General features: G+C 50.8%; 11 protein-coding genes. 9 read left to right on the top strand and 2 right to left on the bottom strand.

Going from position 1 to position 19,915, the window contains the following annotated elements; translation table 11 throughout:
- The first annotated feature begins 110 nt into the window (after nucleotides 1–110).
- The 3 genes from M6D81_RS08185 (at nucleotide 111) to M6D81_RS08175 (ending at nucleotide 2,471) form a co-directional block, all read left to right on the top strand.
- A complete protein-coding gene (locus tag M6D81_RS08185) occupies nucleotides 111–242 on the top strand; it encodes a M23 family metallopeptidase (protein WP_317259106.1) in 132 nt (43 codons plus the stop codon).
- A 158-nt stretch (nucleotides 243–400) separates the two neighbouring features.
- Complete coding sequence (locus M6D81_RS08180; RefSeq protein WP_262676367.1) at nucleotides 401–1,258, top strand: hypothetical protein; 858 nt, start codon at nucleotides 401–403, stop codon at nucleotides 1,256–1,258.
- A gap of 241 nt (nucleotides 1,259–1,499) precedes the next feature.
- Nucleotides 1,500–2,471, top strand: a complete 972-nt coding sequence (locus M6D81_RS08175; protein ID WP_262676366.1) for an aldo/keto reductase — start codon at nucleotides 1,500–1,502, stop codon at nucleotides 2,469–2,471.
- Between the two features lie 75 nt (nucleotides 2,472–2,546).
- Here M6D81_RS08175 and M6D81_RS08170 read toward each other — a convergent pair whose 3' ends face one another.
- Nucleotides 2,547–8,576, bottom strand: coding sequence for a family 10 glycosylhydrolase (locus M6D81_RS08170; RefSeq protein WP_262676365.1), 6,030 nt, complete (start codon nucleotides 8,574–8,576; stop codon nucleotides 2,547–2,549).
- Nucleotides 8,577–8,852: 276 nt separating this feature from the next.
- Nucleotides 8,853–9,878: a C45 family autoproteolytic acyltransferase/hydrolase gene (locus M6D81_RS08165; RefSeq protein WP_262676364.1), complete on the bottom strand. Its 1,026-nt coding sequence runs from the start codon at nucleotides 9,876–9,878 to the stop codon at nucleotides 8,853–8,855.
- A 123-nt stretch (nucleotides 9,879–10,001) separates the two neighbouring features.
- On the opposite strand from M6D81_RS08165, the gene M6D81_RS08160 reads away from it, so the two are divergent.
- From M6D81_RS08160 to M6D81_RS08135, 6 genes are all read left to right on the top strand, one after another.
- Nucleotides 10,002–10,847: a helix-turn-helix domain-containing protein gene (locus M6D81_RS08160; protein ID WP_262676363.1), complete on the top strand. Its 846-nt coding sequence runs from the start codon at nucleotides 10,002–10,004 to the stop codon at nucleotides 10,845–10,847.
- 164 nt (nucleotides 10,848–11,011) lie between these two features.
- Complete coding sequence (locus M6D81_RS08155) at nucleotides 11,012–13,471, top strand: hypothetical protein (protein WP_262676362.1); 2,460 nt, start codon at nucleotides 11,012–11,014, stop codon at nucleotides 13,469–13,471.
- A 424-nt stretch (nucleotides 13,472–13,895) separates the two neighbouring features.
- On the top strand, nucleotides 13,896–16,238 hold the full coding sequence (locus M6D81_RS08150; RefSeq protein WP_262676361.1) for a helix-turn-helix domain-containing protein: 2,343 nt from the start codon (nucleotides 13,896–13,898) through the stop codon (nucleotides 16,236–16,238).
- Nucleotides 16,239–16,433: 195 nt separating this feature from the next.
- Nucleotides 16,434–17,342, top strand: a complete 909-nt coding sequence (locus tag M6D81_RS08145) for an ABC transporter permease (RefSeq protein WP_262676360.1) — start codon at nucleotides 16,434–16,436, stop codon at nucleotides 17,340–17,342.
- A gap of 16 nt (nucleotides 17,343–17,358) precedes the next feature.
- The gene (locus tag M6D81_RS08140; RefSeq protein ID WP_262676359.1) at nucleotides 17,359–18,231 is read left to right on the top strand and encodes a carbohydrate ABC transporter permease; all 873 of its coding nucleotides are present in this window, start codon (nucleotides 17,359–17,361) and stop codon (nucleotides 18,229–18,231) included.
- Between the two features lie 68 nt (nucleotides 18,232–18,299).
- Nucleotides 18,300–19,901: an extracellular solute-binding protein gene (locus M6D81_RS08135; protein ID WP_262676358.1), complete on the top strand. Its 1,602-nt coding sequence runs from the start codon at nucleotides 18,300–18,302 to the stop codon at nucleotides 19,899–19,901.
- Nucleotides 19,902–19,915: the final 14 nt, after the last annotated feature.

Raw genomic sequence — 19,915 nt, 5'->3', positions numbered from 1 at the left:
TTCCCTCGATGATCTAATCTTCATTGACGAATTGTGTCCAATGCTTGCACTCCGCCACTTGCTGGGCAAGGCGTTTCGTCCATTTTAGTTTATCGCTTATTACGGTCAAGGTGGGGGATGTCGTCGGCGTGTGCGGATCTACTGGTAAGAGCACTGCTCCACATTTGCACTTTGAAATTTTCGTAAATGGCAGGCGTGTTGATCCAGCACCGTACATTGGACTGGATGAATATGAGAACTAAATGAGGGCTAAGTCATTCAAACATTGTTTTCCTGAACACAGCAACCATACCAGTCGTAATACGTCTTATACAATGAATGTAAATTTTTGAGCGGGGGAGAGAAGGAAGGTCGTTTGAACAAGTACGGCTCAAATATAGCCGATTGGAGGAATTCTGAAATGAAAGCAAAAATCATTCTTATCATAGCGGTGTCAGTGCTTCTATTAACAGCTTGTCAAAACGGAGGGAATAATAACCCGTCTCCATCTGATGGAGGATCAAATGGTAGTGCTGTTGTTGAGGAAAACAATACAACAGAATCGAAACCAGAATCTATGGAACCAGCCTCCGTATCTTTTTTGAATTTTGATGAATTGGAGCAATACGGGACTATAACGGCTACGATGCCAGATTATAGTGACAATGATTTAAAAAAGCTTTCCAAAGATGAGTCCCAAAAAGATTATAAAGTCGTAATTAAAAAATATGTTAGTAATGAGTTGAAGCAAAATATGAGTTATATGGACACTGTGGATGGGACGTATAACCCACGAAAGGTTGTCGTAGGAACAGAGGAAGGCAACATGTATTTGTTTACTCTAAATAAGTGGCATAGTTATGGGGGGATTTGGACTGTATCCAGTTATGCCCAGTATAATCATAATGACGAGGCAATTCCTCCAAGCAGCGTTTCGTATGAGGTTATTGATCCTGATGCTGTAACCGAGCAAACAATACAAAAGGAAATTAACGAACGAATCTCAGCTCGGGAAGAGGGACAATATTATTTCAATAAGAAAGATGTGTTTTACGTTTTGCTAGTGGCAGGAAAGAATCAATCTGTGGAGCTTATAAATGTATTCGGGCAAGACAACTATTCGTTGGATGTACAGTATGTCTACACTGAAAATATCTACGAAAGATATGGCGAAGCACCGTATATATTGTTCAAAGTACCCAATGTATCGATTGCTGATTTATCTTTTAAGCAATTCTCACCAGTTAAGATACGTGATGAACGACCGAATTTGCCCTAAATGGAGAAAAACTAGGAAGCTGCCGTCATTGGGCAGCTTGGGGCTCACGTAGATTGGCACGACGCAACCAAAACAGTGGAGATTGTAACGGAATAAAAGAGGAAGTAATGCGCGGCTGTAAAATTGCTAAATAATCCGGACTTTTCAATAAAGACACTAGCACTTCATGTCGGTTAAACTAAAAGGCATATCGTTGCAGGGAAATCAGCACCATCATTACAGGGTAAAGGAGCGAGTCGGCGTGAATAAGAGACGGCTGCGGCACACCGATCTGGACGCTTCGGTCTTGACGCTCGGTACGGCCTTGTTCGGAAGCGATATCTCCGAGCGCGAAGCTTTCCGTCTGTTGGACATGTATAGCGATGCAGGAGGGAATTTCCTCGATACTTCGTTGAATTATGCAGACTGGCAATGGCCTGTCAAGGGCATTAGCGAGAAGACGATCGGCAAGTGGATGAAGCTGCGGGGAAACCGGCATCATATGATGGTCGGTACGAAAGGCGCATGCCCTTCGCTGAACAATGGACCTTTCCTTCGGCTTCATCGCGATGACATCTTGTCGGACTTGCAGCAAAGTCTGCATAATCTTCAGACGGACACCATCGATCTGTATTATTTGCACAGGGACGATCCCTCCAGACCGGTGTCGGACATCCTCGATGTATTGGAGGAACAAGCGGAACGAGGCTCCATTCGTTATTATGCTTGCTCGAACTGGTCGCTCCCGCGCTTGGTGGAAGCGCAGCAATATGCGGAGCGGACGGGAGTGAAAGGGTTCGTCGCCAATCAAATGATGTGGAGCCTGGCCGAGGTCAACCGGCATCATCTGACCGACTCTACTCTCGTTGCTATGGATACGGACATGAAGGAATATCACCGGAGAACCGGCTTGACGGCAGTGCCGTACAGCTCGCAGGCGAACGGTTTCTTCAGCGGCAAGTATGCCCGTGGAGATGATCGGTCCGAGACGGTAGCAGGTCGTTTCTATTACAGCGAAGTCAACTTCGCCAGACTGGATCGGGTTCGGGAGCAGGCGCGCGAGCGTGGAGCAAGCTCTTCCAATATCGCTCTCGCCTACATGCTGTCGCAGTCCCACGGCTTCGATGTCTTCCCGATCATCGGTCCGAAGAATGCGGAGCAATTGGAAGATAGCCTGAAAGCCGCGGAGCTTGCGATGAATGAGGAGAGCATGCGGTTATTGGAGGGCAATTGAATCCGGCTATCGGAGAGAAGCAGAGCTCCCGTTCGCTTATTGCGACCGGGGGCTCTGTTTTATTTCATTATTCAGTTACGGATGCATAATGAATACAGGATTTTCAATCAGTTGACTATAATAATCGAAGTGGTGCCATTTCTTCACTTTCACTTTGTCCCCTAATAAGCCAAGGATGCCTTTGCCGTTCCACCAATCATTGAAGATATATACGCCGTCGGCGCCTGCCTCATAAACCTCGTAGGCCCGTAATTGATATTGGGTCCTGGACAGGGTCCTCTTTGTGTTTTCCACGGTTCCTCCATTCCGGATGATGGCCTCTTGCTCTTTGGTCAGGTCTGTCCCTGATAGATCGGAGACGATGCCTGCATAGAGCTTGACGTTTGTTCCGGCAGTCATGTTCACGAACGGACTGATGTCGAAGAAATCTTCATAGGAGATATTGGATGGAATGAGCATATCGATCAGGCCTTGATCAATCCAGGCTTCCGGATCAAGACCATAGCCCTCGTAATTCCAATGCGGAATTCGCACGCTTATGGTTTTGCCCGGGAGTGCGGAACGGATCTCGCTTAGCAGCTGTGTAACAATCGCTTTCCTGCTGTTTACATCGGTCAATTCGTATCCGAATACATAAGGGTATCGGCAGAAGTCAAGATTGACTCCGTCCACATTCGGTATTGCGGCAACTTCCGAAAGAATATTTTTAATGTAGTCTCGGAAGTGCGAATAATAGAAGCTTAACCGATACGTGGGATTGCTTTTCGCATCAAGCTGCCGCGCTTCGTTCTCGGCTGGCGGAGCCATATAGTTCTGATACATCTGACCGTTCAGGGCAGGGAACGACGTTGGCGAATAGAAGGCGTTCATGCGCAATGAGGCGATAAATGAAATGCCGATGTCTTGAGCGCGTTGTGCCAACAGCTCCGGCGCCCAGGAGCCGCTCTCCTCATAAATATTGTGAATGGCCGATTTGGCGAACAGATCGATCTCTCGCAGCGTCGGATCGTCTTCGCTGAACGATTGGAACGGTGTTCCCGCATATTGACTGTCATAATTCAACTGCATCGTCGTTCCCAATGCCCAATCGATTCCACCGACATCTTGACCGTCGAACAGGTTGAGCGCCTTGTCCTGAATGGCCGAGGCGTTATGGTATTTCAGCGAACTGAAATGGGTGTAGCCGTCGTTGTTATAGATGACTCGCTTGCCGAGCGCTCCCTCGTCGGCAGTCGTATACACGGCGATGTCGCTGCCCGTTAATCCACGCAATTTGATATAGGCGATTCTGGATTGATGTTCAGGCGACGGGATGAAGCTGAGTGTTCTGCCGTTGAAGTTGGCGGCGGTCACGAATTCTTCTCTTAACGTTCCTTCACTGTACAAGCTGTTCCCATCGACATCTCCGAAAGAGATTGTGCTTGTGCTTGTTCCATTCGACACATCGAATTGTTCCGTGCCGTCTGCATACCCGACATAGACGCCGAACCATCCATATAAGTCTACCGGCAGCGTCAGCGTTTGTGCGCTTGGCGTGCTTTCAATGAGATGGTACACATTGTCCGTGACGGTGCTATCCGTTCCCTTGTATATATAGTCTACGCTCATCCATCCCGCAGCTGCCGCGCTTTGGCCGACGCTATTTTGCATCTGATCCACTTCGGTGAACAAGTATACTGCGCCAGGGGAGGAGGCAAGCGATACTTCGGGCGCAACGGATGCGGAAGTCGGGAGCAACTCAATATCCTTCACCACCTTATCTACCAGAACGCCGTCATTGAGCAAGTCGACGACAAGCTTTCGCTTGCCGGCTCCGCTTCCATTAAGCGCCAAGCGCACCGTAGGGGCGTCTACTGCGTATACGCTGCTGGTGACAAGTTGAGATTGATTGTACAAGCCGGCTTTCACCTGTACGTCAGGATTACTGAACCAGTCCGAATCGGCTCCTCCTATATTGACAATGACAGGCACGGAAGCGGAGTCGGCCTCGGGCTTGACCGTAACTCCTGAGATATGGGGATAGTCTTCAATCCAATCCGGAATTTGATTCTTGGTCAGTGTGATCCGGTCAATATACACTTCATTCGTACCGGTGGTATAAACATCGTTGGCGAGATTGAAGATGGCGATGTTGTCGCTGGACGCTGCACTCACGCCGGCATCGTCGGATTGGGCGATCAGATTGCGATCAAGCCCGAGATACAACCCGCCATGTCCATCGTATACGATCTCCCACGTGTGAAAGGCTTGATCGTCGGGAAGATGCACTTCCTGCTCCGTAAAGCGATTCGTGCTGTTGCCGATGACAAAAGCTTTAATCGTGTGTTTGTCGGCATCATAGCTGTTGAACGATACCATATATCGTTTGTTGTCCGCATAAATGTTGAATACAAGGCCCTTCCATAAGTAATAGTTTGTCGCCTTGGCAAGATCGGCGATTTTGGCGTCGAACCGGAGCGTCCATGCATCGGAGCCAATCGCTACGTTGCGCTTCATGTTGCTGTAATGTCCGCTCGCGGAAGTACCGTCGGCATAAGCCAGATATTGACCGGCCGGAACGGGCTTGAGCGGGACACCGTTCGGATTGCCGAGCGAGAGCGGCGCATCGATCATATATACGCCGGTCCTTGGCGGAGTGGCCTGTATCCAGTTGGCCGCCTGCAGGCTGGAAGCCGTATCATCGAACAAAGTAACCATTCGCAGCTCGGGGGCGTAATCGCGATATAGACGGATTGCATCGAGATACACCTCGGTCGTGCCTGAGCCCAAGTTGTTCGTGTCGGCAAACAATTTCATGCCGTCGGGTGTCGTGACGGCGATCTCTTCATAGGTGAATTGCGCGACGACGCTGCCATCGAGATCGACGCGGACGCCCGCTTGTCCGTCGTATGAAATTCCCCAAGTGTGAAACCCGTCATTCGGCATGGCGACTTGCTTCACTTCGAACGTATTCCCCGGCTTGAGCAAGTAAATCTTCATATTTCCGTTCGCATCCAGACTGTTGAAGGAGAGTCTGTACCGCTTGCCATCAGCTGCAAGATCTACGGACAATCCCCTCCATGCGGCGTTGGAGGAAGGCGTGGACAGATCGGCTATGCGCGCCTCCAGTTGAGCGTACCAAGGGCCTGAGCCGATAGGGACCTCCTTGGCGATATGGCTGTGCAGGCCATTCTGCGCGCTGTACAGCAAGTACTCGCCTGCCGATACCGGCAGCATCTGAATGTCATTCGGGTTGCCGAGCGAATTCGGCTCGTCCGTAATATAATTGCCGGCGACCGGATCGTTGCTTCGTGTCCAACCCGCCTGATCCAGATTGTCGGCGTCATCCTTCACGGCAGCGGACACCCAATCCGGAATAGGAGAGAGGCTTTGTTGGCGAAGCTCAGGCTCGTAATTGCGCAATAAGCGAACCTTGTCGACATACACCTCGGTCGTGCCTGAGCCCAAGTTGTTCGTGTCGGCAAACAACTTCATGCCGTCGGGCGTCGACACGGCGATCTCTTCATAGGTGAATTGCGCAACGACGCTGCCATCGAGATCGACGCGGATGCCCGCTTGTCCGTCATATGAAATTCCCCAAGTGTGAAACCCGTCATCCGGCAACGCGACTTGCTTCACTTCGAACGTATTTCCCGGCTTGAGCAAGTAAATGTTCATATTTCCGTTCGCATCCAGACTGTTGAAGGAAAGTCTGTACCGCTTGCCGTCAGCTGCAAGATCTACGGACAATCCTCTCCATGCGGCGTTGGCCGACGGTGTAGGCAGATCGGCTATGCGCGCCTCAAGCTGGGCATACCAAGGGCCTGAGCCGATAGGGACCTCCTTGGCGATGTGACTGTGCAGGCCATTCTGCGCGCTGTATAGCAAGTATTCGCCTGACGATACCGGCAGCATCTGAATGCCATTAGGATTGCCGAGAGAATTCGGCTCGTCCGTAATATAATTGCCGGCGACCGGATCATTGCTTCGTGTCCACTCCGCCTGATCCAGATTGTCGGCGTCATCCTCCATGGCCGTGAACAGCCAATCAGGCAGATTTTCCTTTTCCAGCTTGATGAGATCCAGATACACTTCATTCGAACCTGATTGAAGGTCGCTCGCGTTGTTATGGAGTACGATCCGATCAGACAAGGCGTCCGGCACATTGATGTAATCGACCTGCATCACGACCGTGCCGTCGAGGATGATCGTCAAGGCCGAGGCGCCGTCATAACCGATTCCCCATTGATGGAAGGTTCCGTCAGGGGGGAGCGGGATTTGCTTCTCTTCTGTTGCGCCGCCGCCGTCCTTCAGAACCGTCAGCTTGATATTGCCGGATGTATCCATGCTGTTGAAGGTTACTTTGTACTTTTTGGAATTGGCATGCACATCGACCGACAAGCCGTTGGTTGCGGAATTGGACGAAGGCGTTATCAAATCGACGATGTTCATATCCAGCTCCATCATCCACGGCTCGCTGCCGATTGCGATTCCGCTGTGGGTAATGGAGCTTGAAGTGCCGGATGCATCTGCGTACAGCAAATATTGGCTCTGTGGAACAGGCAATAGAGGGGTGAGATTCGGATTCCCCAGCGAAGCTGAAAAGTCGGTAATGTAGTTCCCGTTAACGGGATCTGCCGATCTCATCCAATCGTGATCCGTCAGCCGCTCCGTGAAGTCTGTGAGCACATGAACAGATTTCTCGGCGGAATAGGCATCTGCTTGCACCTTTGCCCATTCCGGCATCGTGTTGTTCTTCAGGACAATGGAGTCGAAGTACACTTCCGTTGTGCCGGATAGGCTGCCTTGAGCGGCAACGGATAAGGTCACTCCTTCATTGGCGGTTGTGCTGCTGCCGATCTCGTCGAACACGGCAACCCTCGCATTGTCAAGGTCGACGTAAATACTCCCCTTTCCGTCATGGGCGATGGACCAGGTGTGGAACTGGTCGTCAGTCGGCATATTCGCTTGTGCCTGTTTATAGGAAGCCGCTTTTATCGCCGTTACTTTATCCCGATCGTTGAAAACAAGCTTGTAGAGCTTCCCGTCGGCCACAACTTGTACGATCAGCCCGGTATCGTCGCCTTTCGCCAGCGGCTGCATGAGATCGACGATTCGCGCTCTCAGCTGCAGGGTCCATGAGCCGCTGCCGATCGCTGCAGGTTTGCTCATTGCGGCAGGGGTGGAAGCTGTCGACGTCTGATCGCCGAACATCAAATATTGCCCTTTGGATACGGGCTTTAACGATACCCCGTTCGGGTTGCTCGGGGACTGATAATAGTCGGTAATATATTGCCCTGTCTGCACGGCGGATACCGCCCACCCTCCGGCAGCGAGATTCGCCGCATCGTCATGTATGGCATTTTCGATATAAGAGAGAGGGCTTCCCTTCACAAGCTTGTAATTATACAGATACACTTCGTTCGTCCCTGAGAGCAGCCCGGTCGAGCTATTGTACATCATCGCTTGATCCGCATAGCCGCTTGCCACATTCACTCCCGTTGCTCTTGCAATCAACTGGCCGTCAAGGATAACCGAGACGGTAGTTCCGCCATCGTACTCAATTCCCCATTTGTGAACGTCGGCGAAATCGTCGAGATGAACAATCGTCTCCTCATAGTCGTTCGAGCTGTTCTTCATAATCTGCACTTTGAAGGTGGAGTCCATATGTCCTGACTTGCTGTTGAACGCTACCCGATAGCGCTTGTTGTTTGCCACCGTATCGATCGCGAAGCCGTTCCATACGGGATTTTCGGACGGGGTAATCAAATCCGCCATTCTAGCTTCGAATTCGATATACCATCTGCCGGAGCCTATGGAGACCTCCTTTTTAATCGCATTGTACGTATCGTCCACGGAGCTATAGAACAAATACTGGCCGCGAAGCACTTGCTTCATGGACACATTGGCCGGGTTGCCTAACGAGTTTGTTGCATCCGTAATATAGCTCCCCGATACGGGATCCGAGCTTCTTGTCCAGCCGGCTCCGGATAAATCTGAAGCATCATCATCGATCAGCACCGCCGATCCGTTGGCGCTTGCCGTCATCCATCGATGTGAGCCAACAGGGAAGATGATTGCCATGATGAACAGACAGAGCAATCCCTTCTTGAATACCTTCTGCATGTAAACGCTTCCTTTCCGTCTTATAATTGGCTGCCGGATCCTAAAGCGATCCTGGCTGTAATTATTGTAAAGTGATAAATATACGAATAGGAAGTATACGTCTACATGCCCGGTATCTATATTTCATCTGCAGGGGCATCCATTTTTATGATCCGGTATCCGATCTTAACGTTCCATGCATCATCCCTTGAACCTGACAACGCTGGGAAGAGGTTTGGTGAACCGCGCATCAAGCGCCAACTCTTTCAAGTTGGCGCTTGATACGGCGGGCAATCTCTATTTTGCCTTCTCCATCGCCCAGCTCAGGCGATTATCCTTCTCGTATTTGCTTTTGCCGGGGTTGCCTTCTGCCCGCCAGACGTCCAGGTCGTTCAGTCTTACGACGAAAGACCAGAGGGTGTCGAAGCTCAGTTCTTTCTTATACTGGCACATGAAGCCGCACTTGCCGGACAAGATCTGCTTGGCGAGCTCCAGAGAGTCCTGACGATCGCTATTGCTGTCCTTCAGAGCTTGAACAACATTGTTGTAGCGGGTCTGTGTCGAGTACCAGTCGGCTTCTGGGCGATCGTCCAGAGCAGTCATAGCAGGATCGATGAATTGATTGGATGCGACGATGCAGCGGCTCCCGTTCTCCGGCCTGCGGACGGCCAATCCTCGGGAGCTGCATTCCACGACGGCCATGTCGCCGCTCTTATCCGCCAGAATCATATTCTGCGCTGTAGAGATCGGCAATGTATGAAGCAAGCTGATGGCTTCCGCAACATTGCTCGCTTTCTCAAGCAAGCAGCGGACGAGGAACAGGAAGTTTAGCCCGGGCTTGCAATGCTTCGACGCTACAAATGTCATGCCTACCGCCAGCCCATGCTCGTTCACTCCGTCTTCCTTGCCGATAAGCGCATCCCCTTGCCCTATGAACGTATAACCCTTATCCGGCCGATATAGACAGCTTTCCGTCGTCTTCTTGTAGGCGGTGAACATATCGTGGTTGCGAGCGAAGACGATATCGTCGCCTTGCTGGAAACAAAAACAGGTACAGCCGTGAGTGTCGCCGAATAAGCCTACGTTGAACAGGAAGGCAGCGAATGGTTCGTAAGGAAAGCGCATGCCTTCAGCCATTCCCCGTATTTCCTCCGTTATTTCCGGATAGTAGTCGCTGCAGAGCGATAATGACTGCATGCCGAATTGCAGCTTCTCCTCGTTCAGGGAGACAATCGGGTCCAATCGGACTCCCTTACCGTGCAGCAAACTTCCATATTTATATCCCATATCGTAATGACTGCCTTGCAAACGCGGATGATACATCTTAAGCTCACTCCCTAATTCAATTGGTCTCACTTGTATGATAACGAGATAGGGGAATGCCATTTTGATGAATAATGCTAAAATGGTGATGGTATCGATCATTTCGCAATTGGAGGCTGTTCGATGGAATATATAGACCGGATTATGGCAGCGGTCGCCTATATGGAGAGCAGGCTTGACAGAAAGACGACTGTTCAAGATATTGCCCATCAGGCGGGCTATTCCAAGTTTCACTTTCAAAGACTGTTCCATCAAGTGACCAATTATACGGTGGGACAGTATATGACAGCGAGAAAACTGACGGAGGCGGCCAAAACTCTCCGTCTTAAAAACTATAGAATTATCGATGTCAGCTACATGCATGGCTTCGAATCCCACGAAACGTTCACAAGAGCGTTTAAATCCAGATTCGGCGTACTGCCGAACGAATGGCGTGCTTCCGCTTCCGGGCGTATTCCGCCCAATCTTATGATGGGTGAACTGAGGGCGGAATATCTTGCGCATATTCGGCAACTGGAAGCGGAAGCGTTGGAATTGGCCGTCCCTGAAGAAATCGCGGTGAGAGGTTATCGGACTGACGCACATTCTGTTGCGAGTATTTTTCAATGCTGGGAACGTCTCTTCAGAAGCTGCCGGGATCAACAAGGAGAGAAGTTCGGCATCGTGCAATATGCGGACCAAATGGAGTTCGAGGCGGATTATACTTATTTGGCGGCTGCAAGAGAAGCGCATATGGAGAAGGCGGAGGAGCAATGCTTGTTCACCGTTCCTGTCGCCCGTTATATCGTCTTTGAACATCGAGGCAGCGTGGAGAAGCTTCCCCTTACTTACCGCTATATCTATGGAACATGGTTCGCGCAGCAAGAGGTGGAGCCGGGAGGTTCATTCGATTTCGAATATTATGGCGAGCATTTCCGCGGTTTGCACGAGACTGCATCGGGCATTCGCATCTATGTTCCCGTTGCTTGAAGCAGGCTCATGCAGTCTGCAAGTCGCCCGGCTTCGGAGTGAAGGCCTATGCTCCTCAGCTCCTGGCATATGAGCTTCAGCGAAGCTTATTAGTATAATTATGAAACTTTTTCCATTTACATTGCGTTGAAGTGGCTAGGAGATTAGGTGAGGAGTGGTGGGGGATGGAACGGAAAATCCGGCTTTATGTCATGGCCGCCGTTGTCGCGGTGCTGGTTGTAGGAGTCTTATGGTTGATGAACGGAGTGGGGAAGGATAACGGCAGAACGATTGTATCCACTCCGTTGGAGACTTCATCGGAGGACTTAACGGCTACAAGTGCCGCCACTCCGGAGCCGACTGTTGCTGCAACTCCGGACGATTATTACGAAGATGAATTTATGACGGATACAGAGGAGCCGCTGCTACTCTGGAAAGCTGACGATCGGAAGCTGTACGTGGAGAAGCGGCAGCTCTACTATTCCTCCGAAGCGACAGAGAGACAGCCGTTGTACGAGTGGGAGAGCGCCGTGCCTGCACAGGTTTGGTTGAATGGGGAGTACTTGCTGGTAGGCTCGCAAGCACAGCAGGAAGGCGAGGAGGATGCGGGCTGGCAACGTGGCGAATGGTTTATCTTGCAGTTGAAGGACGGCACGGTTCATCGCTCGAAGAGAGAGATGTTTTTTGGACCGCAAGAGGTGCTGGCGATGACGGCGGGGACGGAGCCCCGGGTGTTCTTCGCCAAGGTTAAGAACGGGGAGAGTTATTCGGAACACTTGCTGGACCCGACATCCGACGTTGATTGGGTAAGGCTCTTGTATTACGGGGAGGGAACGAGACCCGTTGTCAACACCGATTTGAATAAAGAGAAGGCGATGAAGTCTTTCCGTGATAGCCGAGCTTATCCGTTATCGGATGGCAGGGCGGTGTATACATTCGTCGATGATATAGGTGAAATTACTTATCTTCAGCATTCAGATTACTTGGTAAGGAGGAGAGACGGGATACAATTGACGGACGTCAAGTCAATGCCGTTCCTTGAGGAAGGGACGCGAGCGTTAGGACGGTTCCGCAACGAGACGGGGGAAGAGTTGATGTTCTTACTGGGCCACAACGAGGTCAATATGCGCATGGAACCGAAGCTGTGGGAACAAGATTGGAAGGCGCTGAACGACTACACATTCACTCGTATTTCGTCCGTTGGGCTGGAAGTGATCCAGTATCCGGAGCAATTCGACTTAGAAGTACTTACGCCTCAATATAAGCGCTTCCCTGTTCCGGAGGGATCGCTTGCAGCAGAGGAAGGCCCGCTCCTCACCTACCAGTTGAACGGCGAGAAGCGATACGTCTCTTGGTACGATCTGGCCTATACGGAGCAAGCGACGCCGCAGATGATCTGGCTCTCCGCTTTGCCGGACTATGCCGCGAAGGAAGTGATCTATACCTATGAGGCGGATTTTATGGATGCGAAGCAGGTCCCCCAGTTGACCTTCGAGGAGAACAATACAAATGCTGCAATTCCGGAGGAGCTGTACCGTGCCGTAGAAGAGCTGTATCCGACTAGCGATTACGGGTTTGCCAAAACATATCGGAAAATTGGAGAGATATGGTATGTTATCGCGGATAAGATGCTGAACGCATACCGGAACGGGAAGCTGGAAGTAATCGGAGAACTGCCTGTTACCGTCATCACTTCGGTAGGAGAAGGATTCGGTGGACGGGGAGTGAGGGATTTCCTGACCCTGAATGACGGCTGGATTATAGCGGATACGGAAGCGTCGCGCGTCCTGAAGCTGAACGGCGACCTGGAGATTGTGGCAGAACTGGCTATCCCTACGCCGTACCGGCTTAAGCTGCAAGGGGATGAGCTGCAGATCGCTACGTTCGGGAAGTCGGTGTACACGAACCTGAATGTTGAACCGCTCCGGGAGCAAGCGCAGCCGTTCGCCTCCACGGCCAAGCTGAAGAAGGCGGAGCACGAGTATTTCTGGCGGGATGAATATTACGAAGATGCGGAGAGTGGACTCAGCTGGTATTATTTCGATGGCTATCTGTATCAGTATCATGCGAAACGGCAGCAGATGCGTACCTTCTTCTTCGGTTATATGGAGAACTTCCAGGCTCATGTGCGGATCATTCCCTATGGGGATGAGGTGCTGGTGCTGCTGGACCGTCGGATGGAACGGTTCGACCGTCAGGGCAATTGGCGGCAGACGCTGCTATTCCCGCGCGTCGAGCCCGACGGGATCTATGACAGGACTCCCCGAGGGGAGAACAGTTACGTCTTGAATGAACGGAACGGCATGCTCTACTCGCTGCAAGGCTTTCGGATTGTCGGCATCGATATCGCACAGAACAAGGTAGAGACGGTATTCCGCCAGAGCTATGCCGATATGGGCGAACTGATGGCGCATAACAACAGCCTGTACTTCATGCTGCACAGCAACGGCAATGACCGGTATACCGCAATGAGCGACCAGGCAGCCAGAGAAAAGATGCATACAGAGATTGTGAAGCTGGATATGGAAAATCATCAAGTGCAGCGATATATCGTGGACGGCTACTACGATGCAATGGAGCTCGGAGCCGCTTCTGACAAGGAGCCCGCGATTGTACTGAATATCTATAAGAGCCCGGCCAATTGAGGCCGGGTTTCCCCATAGAGATTATAAATTCCGAGGCCCCCGCAAAGTACCCCAGTAAGCATCTAAGTGGAGCCCCACATTGGAGACTGCTGCAAAAGTCGTGGTTTTAAACGAGCCTTAGAATCGATTCTAGAGGCTATTTTTTTTCTCCACTTAAGTGGGCATTCTGAATGAGCACTTTTGAAGCAGTCTCACGTTGTGGGGTGGGGGTATTTTATGATATGGAGTTAAATTCGAGTTGAATACTCTAAGCGTGCGCAGCAAGAAAGTAGGATGCCACTAGCCGTTTTTCTCATTTTGTTCTTCCCTTCGGGCATGCTGGCAAGGCAATACTTTTAACGATGCAAATAGCGGGCTGATTGCCGTAGTGTTATAATGGAAGCGGTTACTTTCCAGTGTCTAGCTTCAACGGGGGGAGTCTGATATGAAGCTGCTAAGACGGTTTAACACAGTGTTGTACCAACTGTTTGTATCGTACGCCGTTCTGATTATTTTAACGACATTAATTGTAGGGTTGGCCTCGTATCTGTTTTTTACAGCCAATTTTAACCAGGAAGTCGAAAAGATGCATAGAGGCACAGTCATTCATACCGGCGAGCTGCTGGATCATAACGTCTTTCGCAAGACGGAGTCCATGTATATGGACTTGGCGATGAACGCGGATATTTCCTTCTTGTTTCAACATGCCATTGCCGGCAACCATGCCAATATATTAAGGGCGAAGAGGGTTCTGGAGCAAAAAATGAATGCTTACCCCGATCTGGTACAGTCTATTTCTATTTATTATCGCAATCACGACGTCCTTCTTTCCTCGCATGGCGGAATAACATACTTGAACGGAGAGAGCCGATCTGACTTGTTCCATCACGATGTGATGACAACACTCGAGCAGCCTGGCAGCAGTGAACGCTGGATCGGTCGAGAAAGCGGCGAACGAGAGTATACGGTGCTTAGCGCAGGCCATGATCCGCTTAAGGTGGTCTATGCCCGCACGTATCCTATTCTTCTGAAGACTGGAGAGATGCAGGGCTATATTGCGATTGTCCTTAACAATTCGGTCATTACCGATATGATCCGTTCCACGGCATCGGACGAGCATGTACTGCTGTTCATTATGGATCATTCCGGACGGGTGATCTCCATCGGGGATTCCAGCAGGCGATTTACGGCGGAGCAAGAGGAAGTGTTCAGGAAGAAAGTGATGGCTTCCGAGCTGTCATGGGGGACATTCACGGAATCTATCAACGGCGTTCGCTCCGTCATTTCCTACGCTGCCTTGCCGACGACGGGATGGAGACTTATTGGGATGACGCCGGTTGAACAGTTTTATGAGAAGTCCTCAATTATTCAGCGAACGCTCATTGTCATTTGTCTGCTGGCGATTGCCGTAGGCATCGGCATCTCTTATTTCTTTATTGCGAAGCTGTACAATCCGCTGAATAAGGTCGTGCAGTCGTTGCGAAGCATGCTTGGCGCCCGCTTCGCGCCTCCCCATGACCATTCATTCAATGAGTATGTCCTAATCAATGAAGCGATAAGCGGATTATCGGAGAAGGTAGGAAAGCTCGAAGCGACAGTGGAGGACAATGTGCCGCTGATCGAGCATCATCTTATTGTAGGATTGCTGCATAACACCGTTCATACCGAGCAGGAGTTTCGGGAAAAACTGGCTTACTTGCAGATTGAAATGACAGAGCCCTATTATACGGTCGTCATCATCGAGATGGACGAGCGGCAGCTCAATGAACTGAGCGTGCAGAACAAGCAGATTATTCTATATAACCTGATTCGCGAGCTTGAAGACTGGGAGCACCCTCACTTATCCTGCTTGGCCGCCTCGTCGTCCGATCGGCATATTGCAGTCGTCGTGAATACGGGCAGAAGAGACGAGGAGGCGCTCCGGGGTTTGGCGACCTATTGCTTCGATTACGCTCTAAGGAACTTTAGATTGCAGCTCTCGGGAGCAGCCGGAGGGTGGTCGGACAATCCCCTTCAGCTTCATCAATCATTCAGGGAAGCGGGACAATATTTGGCGTATAAATATTTTATGCCGTTAACGGACTGGTTCCCCGACTCCATGTATCGCAGCAGGCAGCACAGTCGTGAGGAAATACCGGAGCAGCATCTCGATGCTCTGCACATCGCTTTAAAGCATAAGGATATGGATGCGGTGCGGGCATCCATTGACTCCTTCGTGCAAGTATGCGAGCAAGATCGTTATTCGCTGGAGCATTGCGAACAGAGGTGGAGGGATATGGTCGGCATCTATCATAAATATGTGAAGGATGTCCAGTTGACGTCAAGCGAGCTGATTACCGGACAATATGTGGAGCAATTCGATCAAGTGAAGGATATCCATCAGTTCCGGCAGTGGCTTCTGGACGTCATCGCCTTGACCTTCCGGTACATGGATGAGCGCAATTTGAACAAGACGAATGATATGGTCGACAAGGCGCGCAAATATTGCGAAGAGCATTTGGCCATGAGCTTAAGCCTAAGCGAGGTGGCGGAGCATGTAGGCATCAGTCCCGGATATTTAAGCCAGCTGTTCAAAGAACTGACGGGCACCAATTTCGTCGATTATGTCACGGGGCTGCGGCTGGAGAAAGCGTCAGAGCTTGTCGTCGGCACTGGGCTCACGATCGAGCAAATCGCACAGCAGGTAGGATACAACAGCCCGACTTATTTCATTAAAAAGTTCAAAGGGAGCTACGGCGTTACTCCTAAAGTATACAGGTATCATCATTCACTCCGACAGCAACAATAACATAAACGTCCGTTTTGAAAAACAACCCTTAGCCGGTTGTTTTCTTTTTTCTTATTTGCAAATAGTACGATCATTGTGGAAAGAAATAGCCGCCAATATGGAAAAAGTGCCATAATCGAAAATATTGCGATTGATGATAAAGCGCCCAGCATCTAGAGTGAGAAGCACAATATCAGGTTGGAGGGCAGACGCTGGATGAGAAAAACGTGGCTTTACGGTTACTGGAAGCACAAGTATTTAACTTTATTGTTTGTTCCTGCTGTCGCTTATTACATCTTGTTTCATTATGTTCCGATTTACGGCGTATTGATTGCGTTCAAATCGTACAAATTCAGTCTGGGCATATGGGACAGTCCATGGGTCGGATTCCGGCACTTCGAGGAGCTATTCGCTTTGGGGAGCTTCTGGAAAGTAACGTTGAATACGGTGCTGATCAGCTTGTACAAGCTCATCTTTGGTTTTCCCGCACCGATTCTGTTCGCGCTGCTTCTTAACGAGATTCGACTCGTCTTGTTCAAGAGAATCGTGCAGACGATCAGCTATTTCCCTCATTTCTTGTCATGGGTCGTCTTGGCCGGGCTTGCTATGCAGTTTTTATCTCCAAGCACGGGGCCGATCAATCTGCTGCTGCAGCAGCTGGGGGCAGACCCGATATTTTTCCTGGGCAGCTCGGATTGGTTCAGACCTGTGCTGGTCGTGACGGATGTATGGAAGGAGCTGGGCTGGGGCACGATTGTGTATTTGGCGGCCTTGTCGAGTGTCAATCCGGAGCAATACGAGGCGGCGACCGTGGACGGGGCGAATCGTTATCACCGCATGCGATACATTACGCTGCCGGCAATGACCCCGGTTATTACCATCATGCTGATCTTCGCTATAGGCAAGATTGTGAACGACGATTTCGATCAGGTGTTCAATTTGCTTAATCCTGCAGTGATGGGAGTGGGAGATGTGCTCAGCACGTATACGTACCGCATGGGCCTTGTGAATATGGAGTACAGCTTCGCGACGGCTGTCGGCTTGTTCAAAAATGTGATCGCTTTCACGCTGATCGTCGCAGCGAATGCCGTTGCCAAACGATTGAATGAATACGGTCTATGGTAGAGAGGAGGCGAAGCTGATGATAACTGGCCGGAAGTGGAACTGGTTCGATTGGCTCAATAGTTTGTTCATGATTGCAGTGTGTGTAGCTATGATATATCCCTTTATCCATATGGGCTCGCTGTCCTTAAGCACGGGCAACGTGTCTATGACGCAATTGAGGCTGCTGCCGGAGGAGATGACGCTGGCGAACTACAAAAAAGTGCTGACGAACGACTTTGTATTAAGCGGCTTCGTCAATACGTTGACCAGAACCGTCGCGGGAACCGCGCTGTCGCTGCTTGCGACCGTCTTTACCGCCTATCCTTTAGCCAAGCGATATTTTCCGAACCGCACATTTTGGACCATGTTTATTGTGTTTACGATGTTTTTCAGCGGGGGACTCATTCCCAATTACTTGCTGGTCAAGAGTCTGGGGTTGATGAATACGACTTGGGCGCTTATATTGCCCGGACTGATCAGCACCTTCTCGATGATCATTGCCCGGAATTACTTTATGTCGCTTCCGGACAGCCTTGAGGAATCGGCCAAGATTGACGGGGCGAATGAATTGTCGGTTTTATTCAAAATAATCATTCCGATCTCCATGCCGATCATTGCGACTTTGACGTTATGGACCGCTGTGGCGCATTGGAACGCCTGGTTCGACAGCATGATCTATATGACGGATACGAAGAAGCATGTGCTGCAAGTCGTCATGCGGCGCGTCGTTCTGGAAGGGACGCAGGATATGGTGGATGTCAACACGCTGGACGATTCCAATGCCACGGTCAACCCGGAGACGATTAAAGCCGCGACGGTCATGGTGACCATTATTCCGATCATCATGTTCTACCCCTTTCTGCAGAAGTACTTCGTAAAGGGCGTATTGGTGGGATCTCTGAAGGGCTAGCGCTATGTGTACGGCACGTACGGGCTTCGGCTTGTACGTTTCATGCAAATATATGATGGGGGAGGCAAATGAAAAAGATGAATATGTGGATACGAAAGAGCGCAATGCAAGGCTGTGCGATGGTTATGCTGTTGGGGGTGCTGGCAGGCTGCAGCGGCGGTCCGTCCGAGGAGACGGAGACGAACAAAGTGGAATCGTCCGGGAAAGGGGCGGAGAGCGGCACGAAATATACCGTGTCATGGGTAAGCGGGCAGTCGGCTCCTGTCGATGAAGACGCGGAGATGGTTGCGTATTGGGAGGAGCAGCTGGATGTGGATCTGGACGTTTGGAATATCGAGTCGACCAACTATTCGGAAGTGTTGAACCTAAGGTTCGCATCGGAGGAAATTCCGGACCGGATGGTCGTGCTGGGATTTGCCAACTTGAAGAAATACGCCGATCAGGACATTATTGCCGAGATTCCGCTCGAGATGCTGAAGGAGCACGCTCCCAATGTGTATGCCAAGACGGTGGAGGCGTTCCCCGACACATTCAATTATACGAAAATTGACGGCAAATTGTACGGGATTCCGGCCATCAACTACTATAGCCGGTTCCGTTCGCCGATCGTATGGCGGGGCGATTGGCTGCGTAACGTAGGCATTGAGAAAACGCCGGAGACGCTGGAGGAGTTCGAGACGGCGTTGTACAAATTGCGGAACGACGATCCGAACCGGAGCGGGAAGAAGGATACGTACGGCATCTCGGATTCCGCCCTGAATCTCGTATACGGTGCTTTCGGCTACCTCCCGGACCGATGGGCGGAGAAGGATGGCAAGCTGGTGTACGGCGCCGTTCAGCCGGAGATGAAGGACGCATTGAAGCTGCTGAATCAATGGTACAAGGACGGCGTCATCGATCCCGAATTCGTGACGGGCGAGAATAAAGGCGGTTATTGGGCACTTTCCCATGCATTCATTAACGGGCGGATCGGGTTGACGAGTCAAGGGGTCTATTATCATTGGAAGCCGCTGCTGTTCGAAGGAGACGGGGCCTCCCATAACTATCTGGAATTGCAGAAGCTGGACCCGGAAGCTGCGGATGCCTTGGTCCATGGAACTCCTCCTGCAGGCCGCGACGGAGCGATGGGAGTCGCTCAGGGGAATCCGATGAGCGGGAAGGTCATCGCATTCGGCAAGCATCTGGAGAAGCAGCCGGAGAAGCTGGCCAAAATACTGGAGATGATCGAGACAATCAGCGCTACTTCATATAATAATTACTTGACAGCGATGTATGGGAAGAAGGGCAAGCATTGGGATTTCGATGAAAATAATGTGCCGGTGCTTCTAAATAATCTTCAATCGCAGGATCTGGAAAGAATGGGCGCGAACAATGTGATGGAATCGCTGGAGCTGCCCGAATATACCGCTCAGCGAACGGCGATCATCTCGGACTGGGCCGAGAACCAGCAATACGGAATAGGCGGCATGACGAATAAGCTGCAAGCTCCGTTGGCTTCCGAAGGCAGGTATTTGACCGAGCTGGAAAAAATAAGAGAGGAAGCCTACATTTCATTTATAACCGGCGACAGACCTATTGATGAGTTCGATGCGTTCGTGAAGTCGTGGAGAAGCAGCGGCGGCGAGCAATTGGAGAAAGAAGCCAATGAGTGGTGGGAAAGTGTGAAGTAGGAGTCGGTTCATGG

The organism is Paenibacillus sp. J5C2022, assembly GCF_025567625.1.
GTDB lineage: Bacteria > Bacillota > Bacilli > Paenibacillales > Paenibacillaceae > Pristimantibacillus.
The sequence above is the reverse complement of the archived record's forward strand: the minus strand, read 5'-3'. Positions and strand labels throughout refer to the sequence as shown.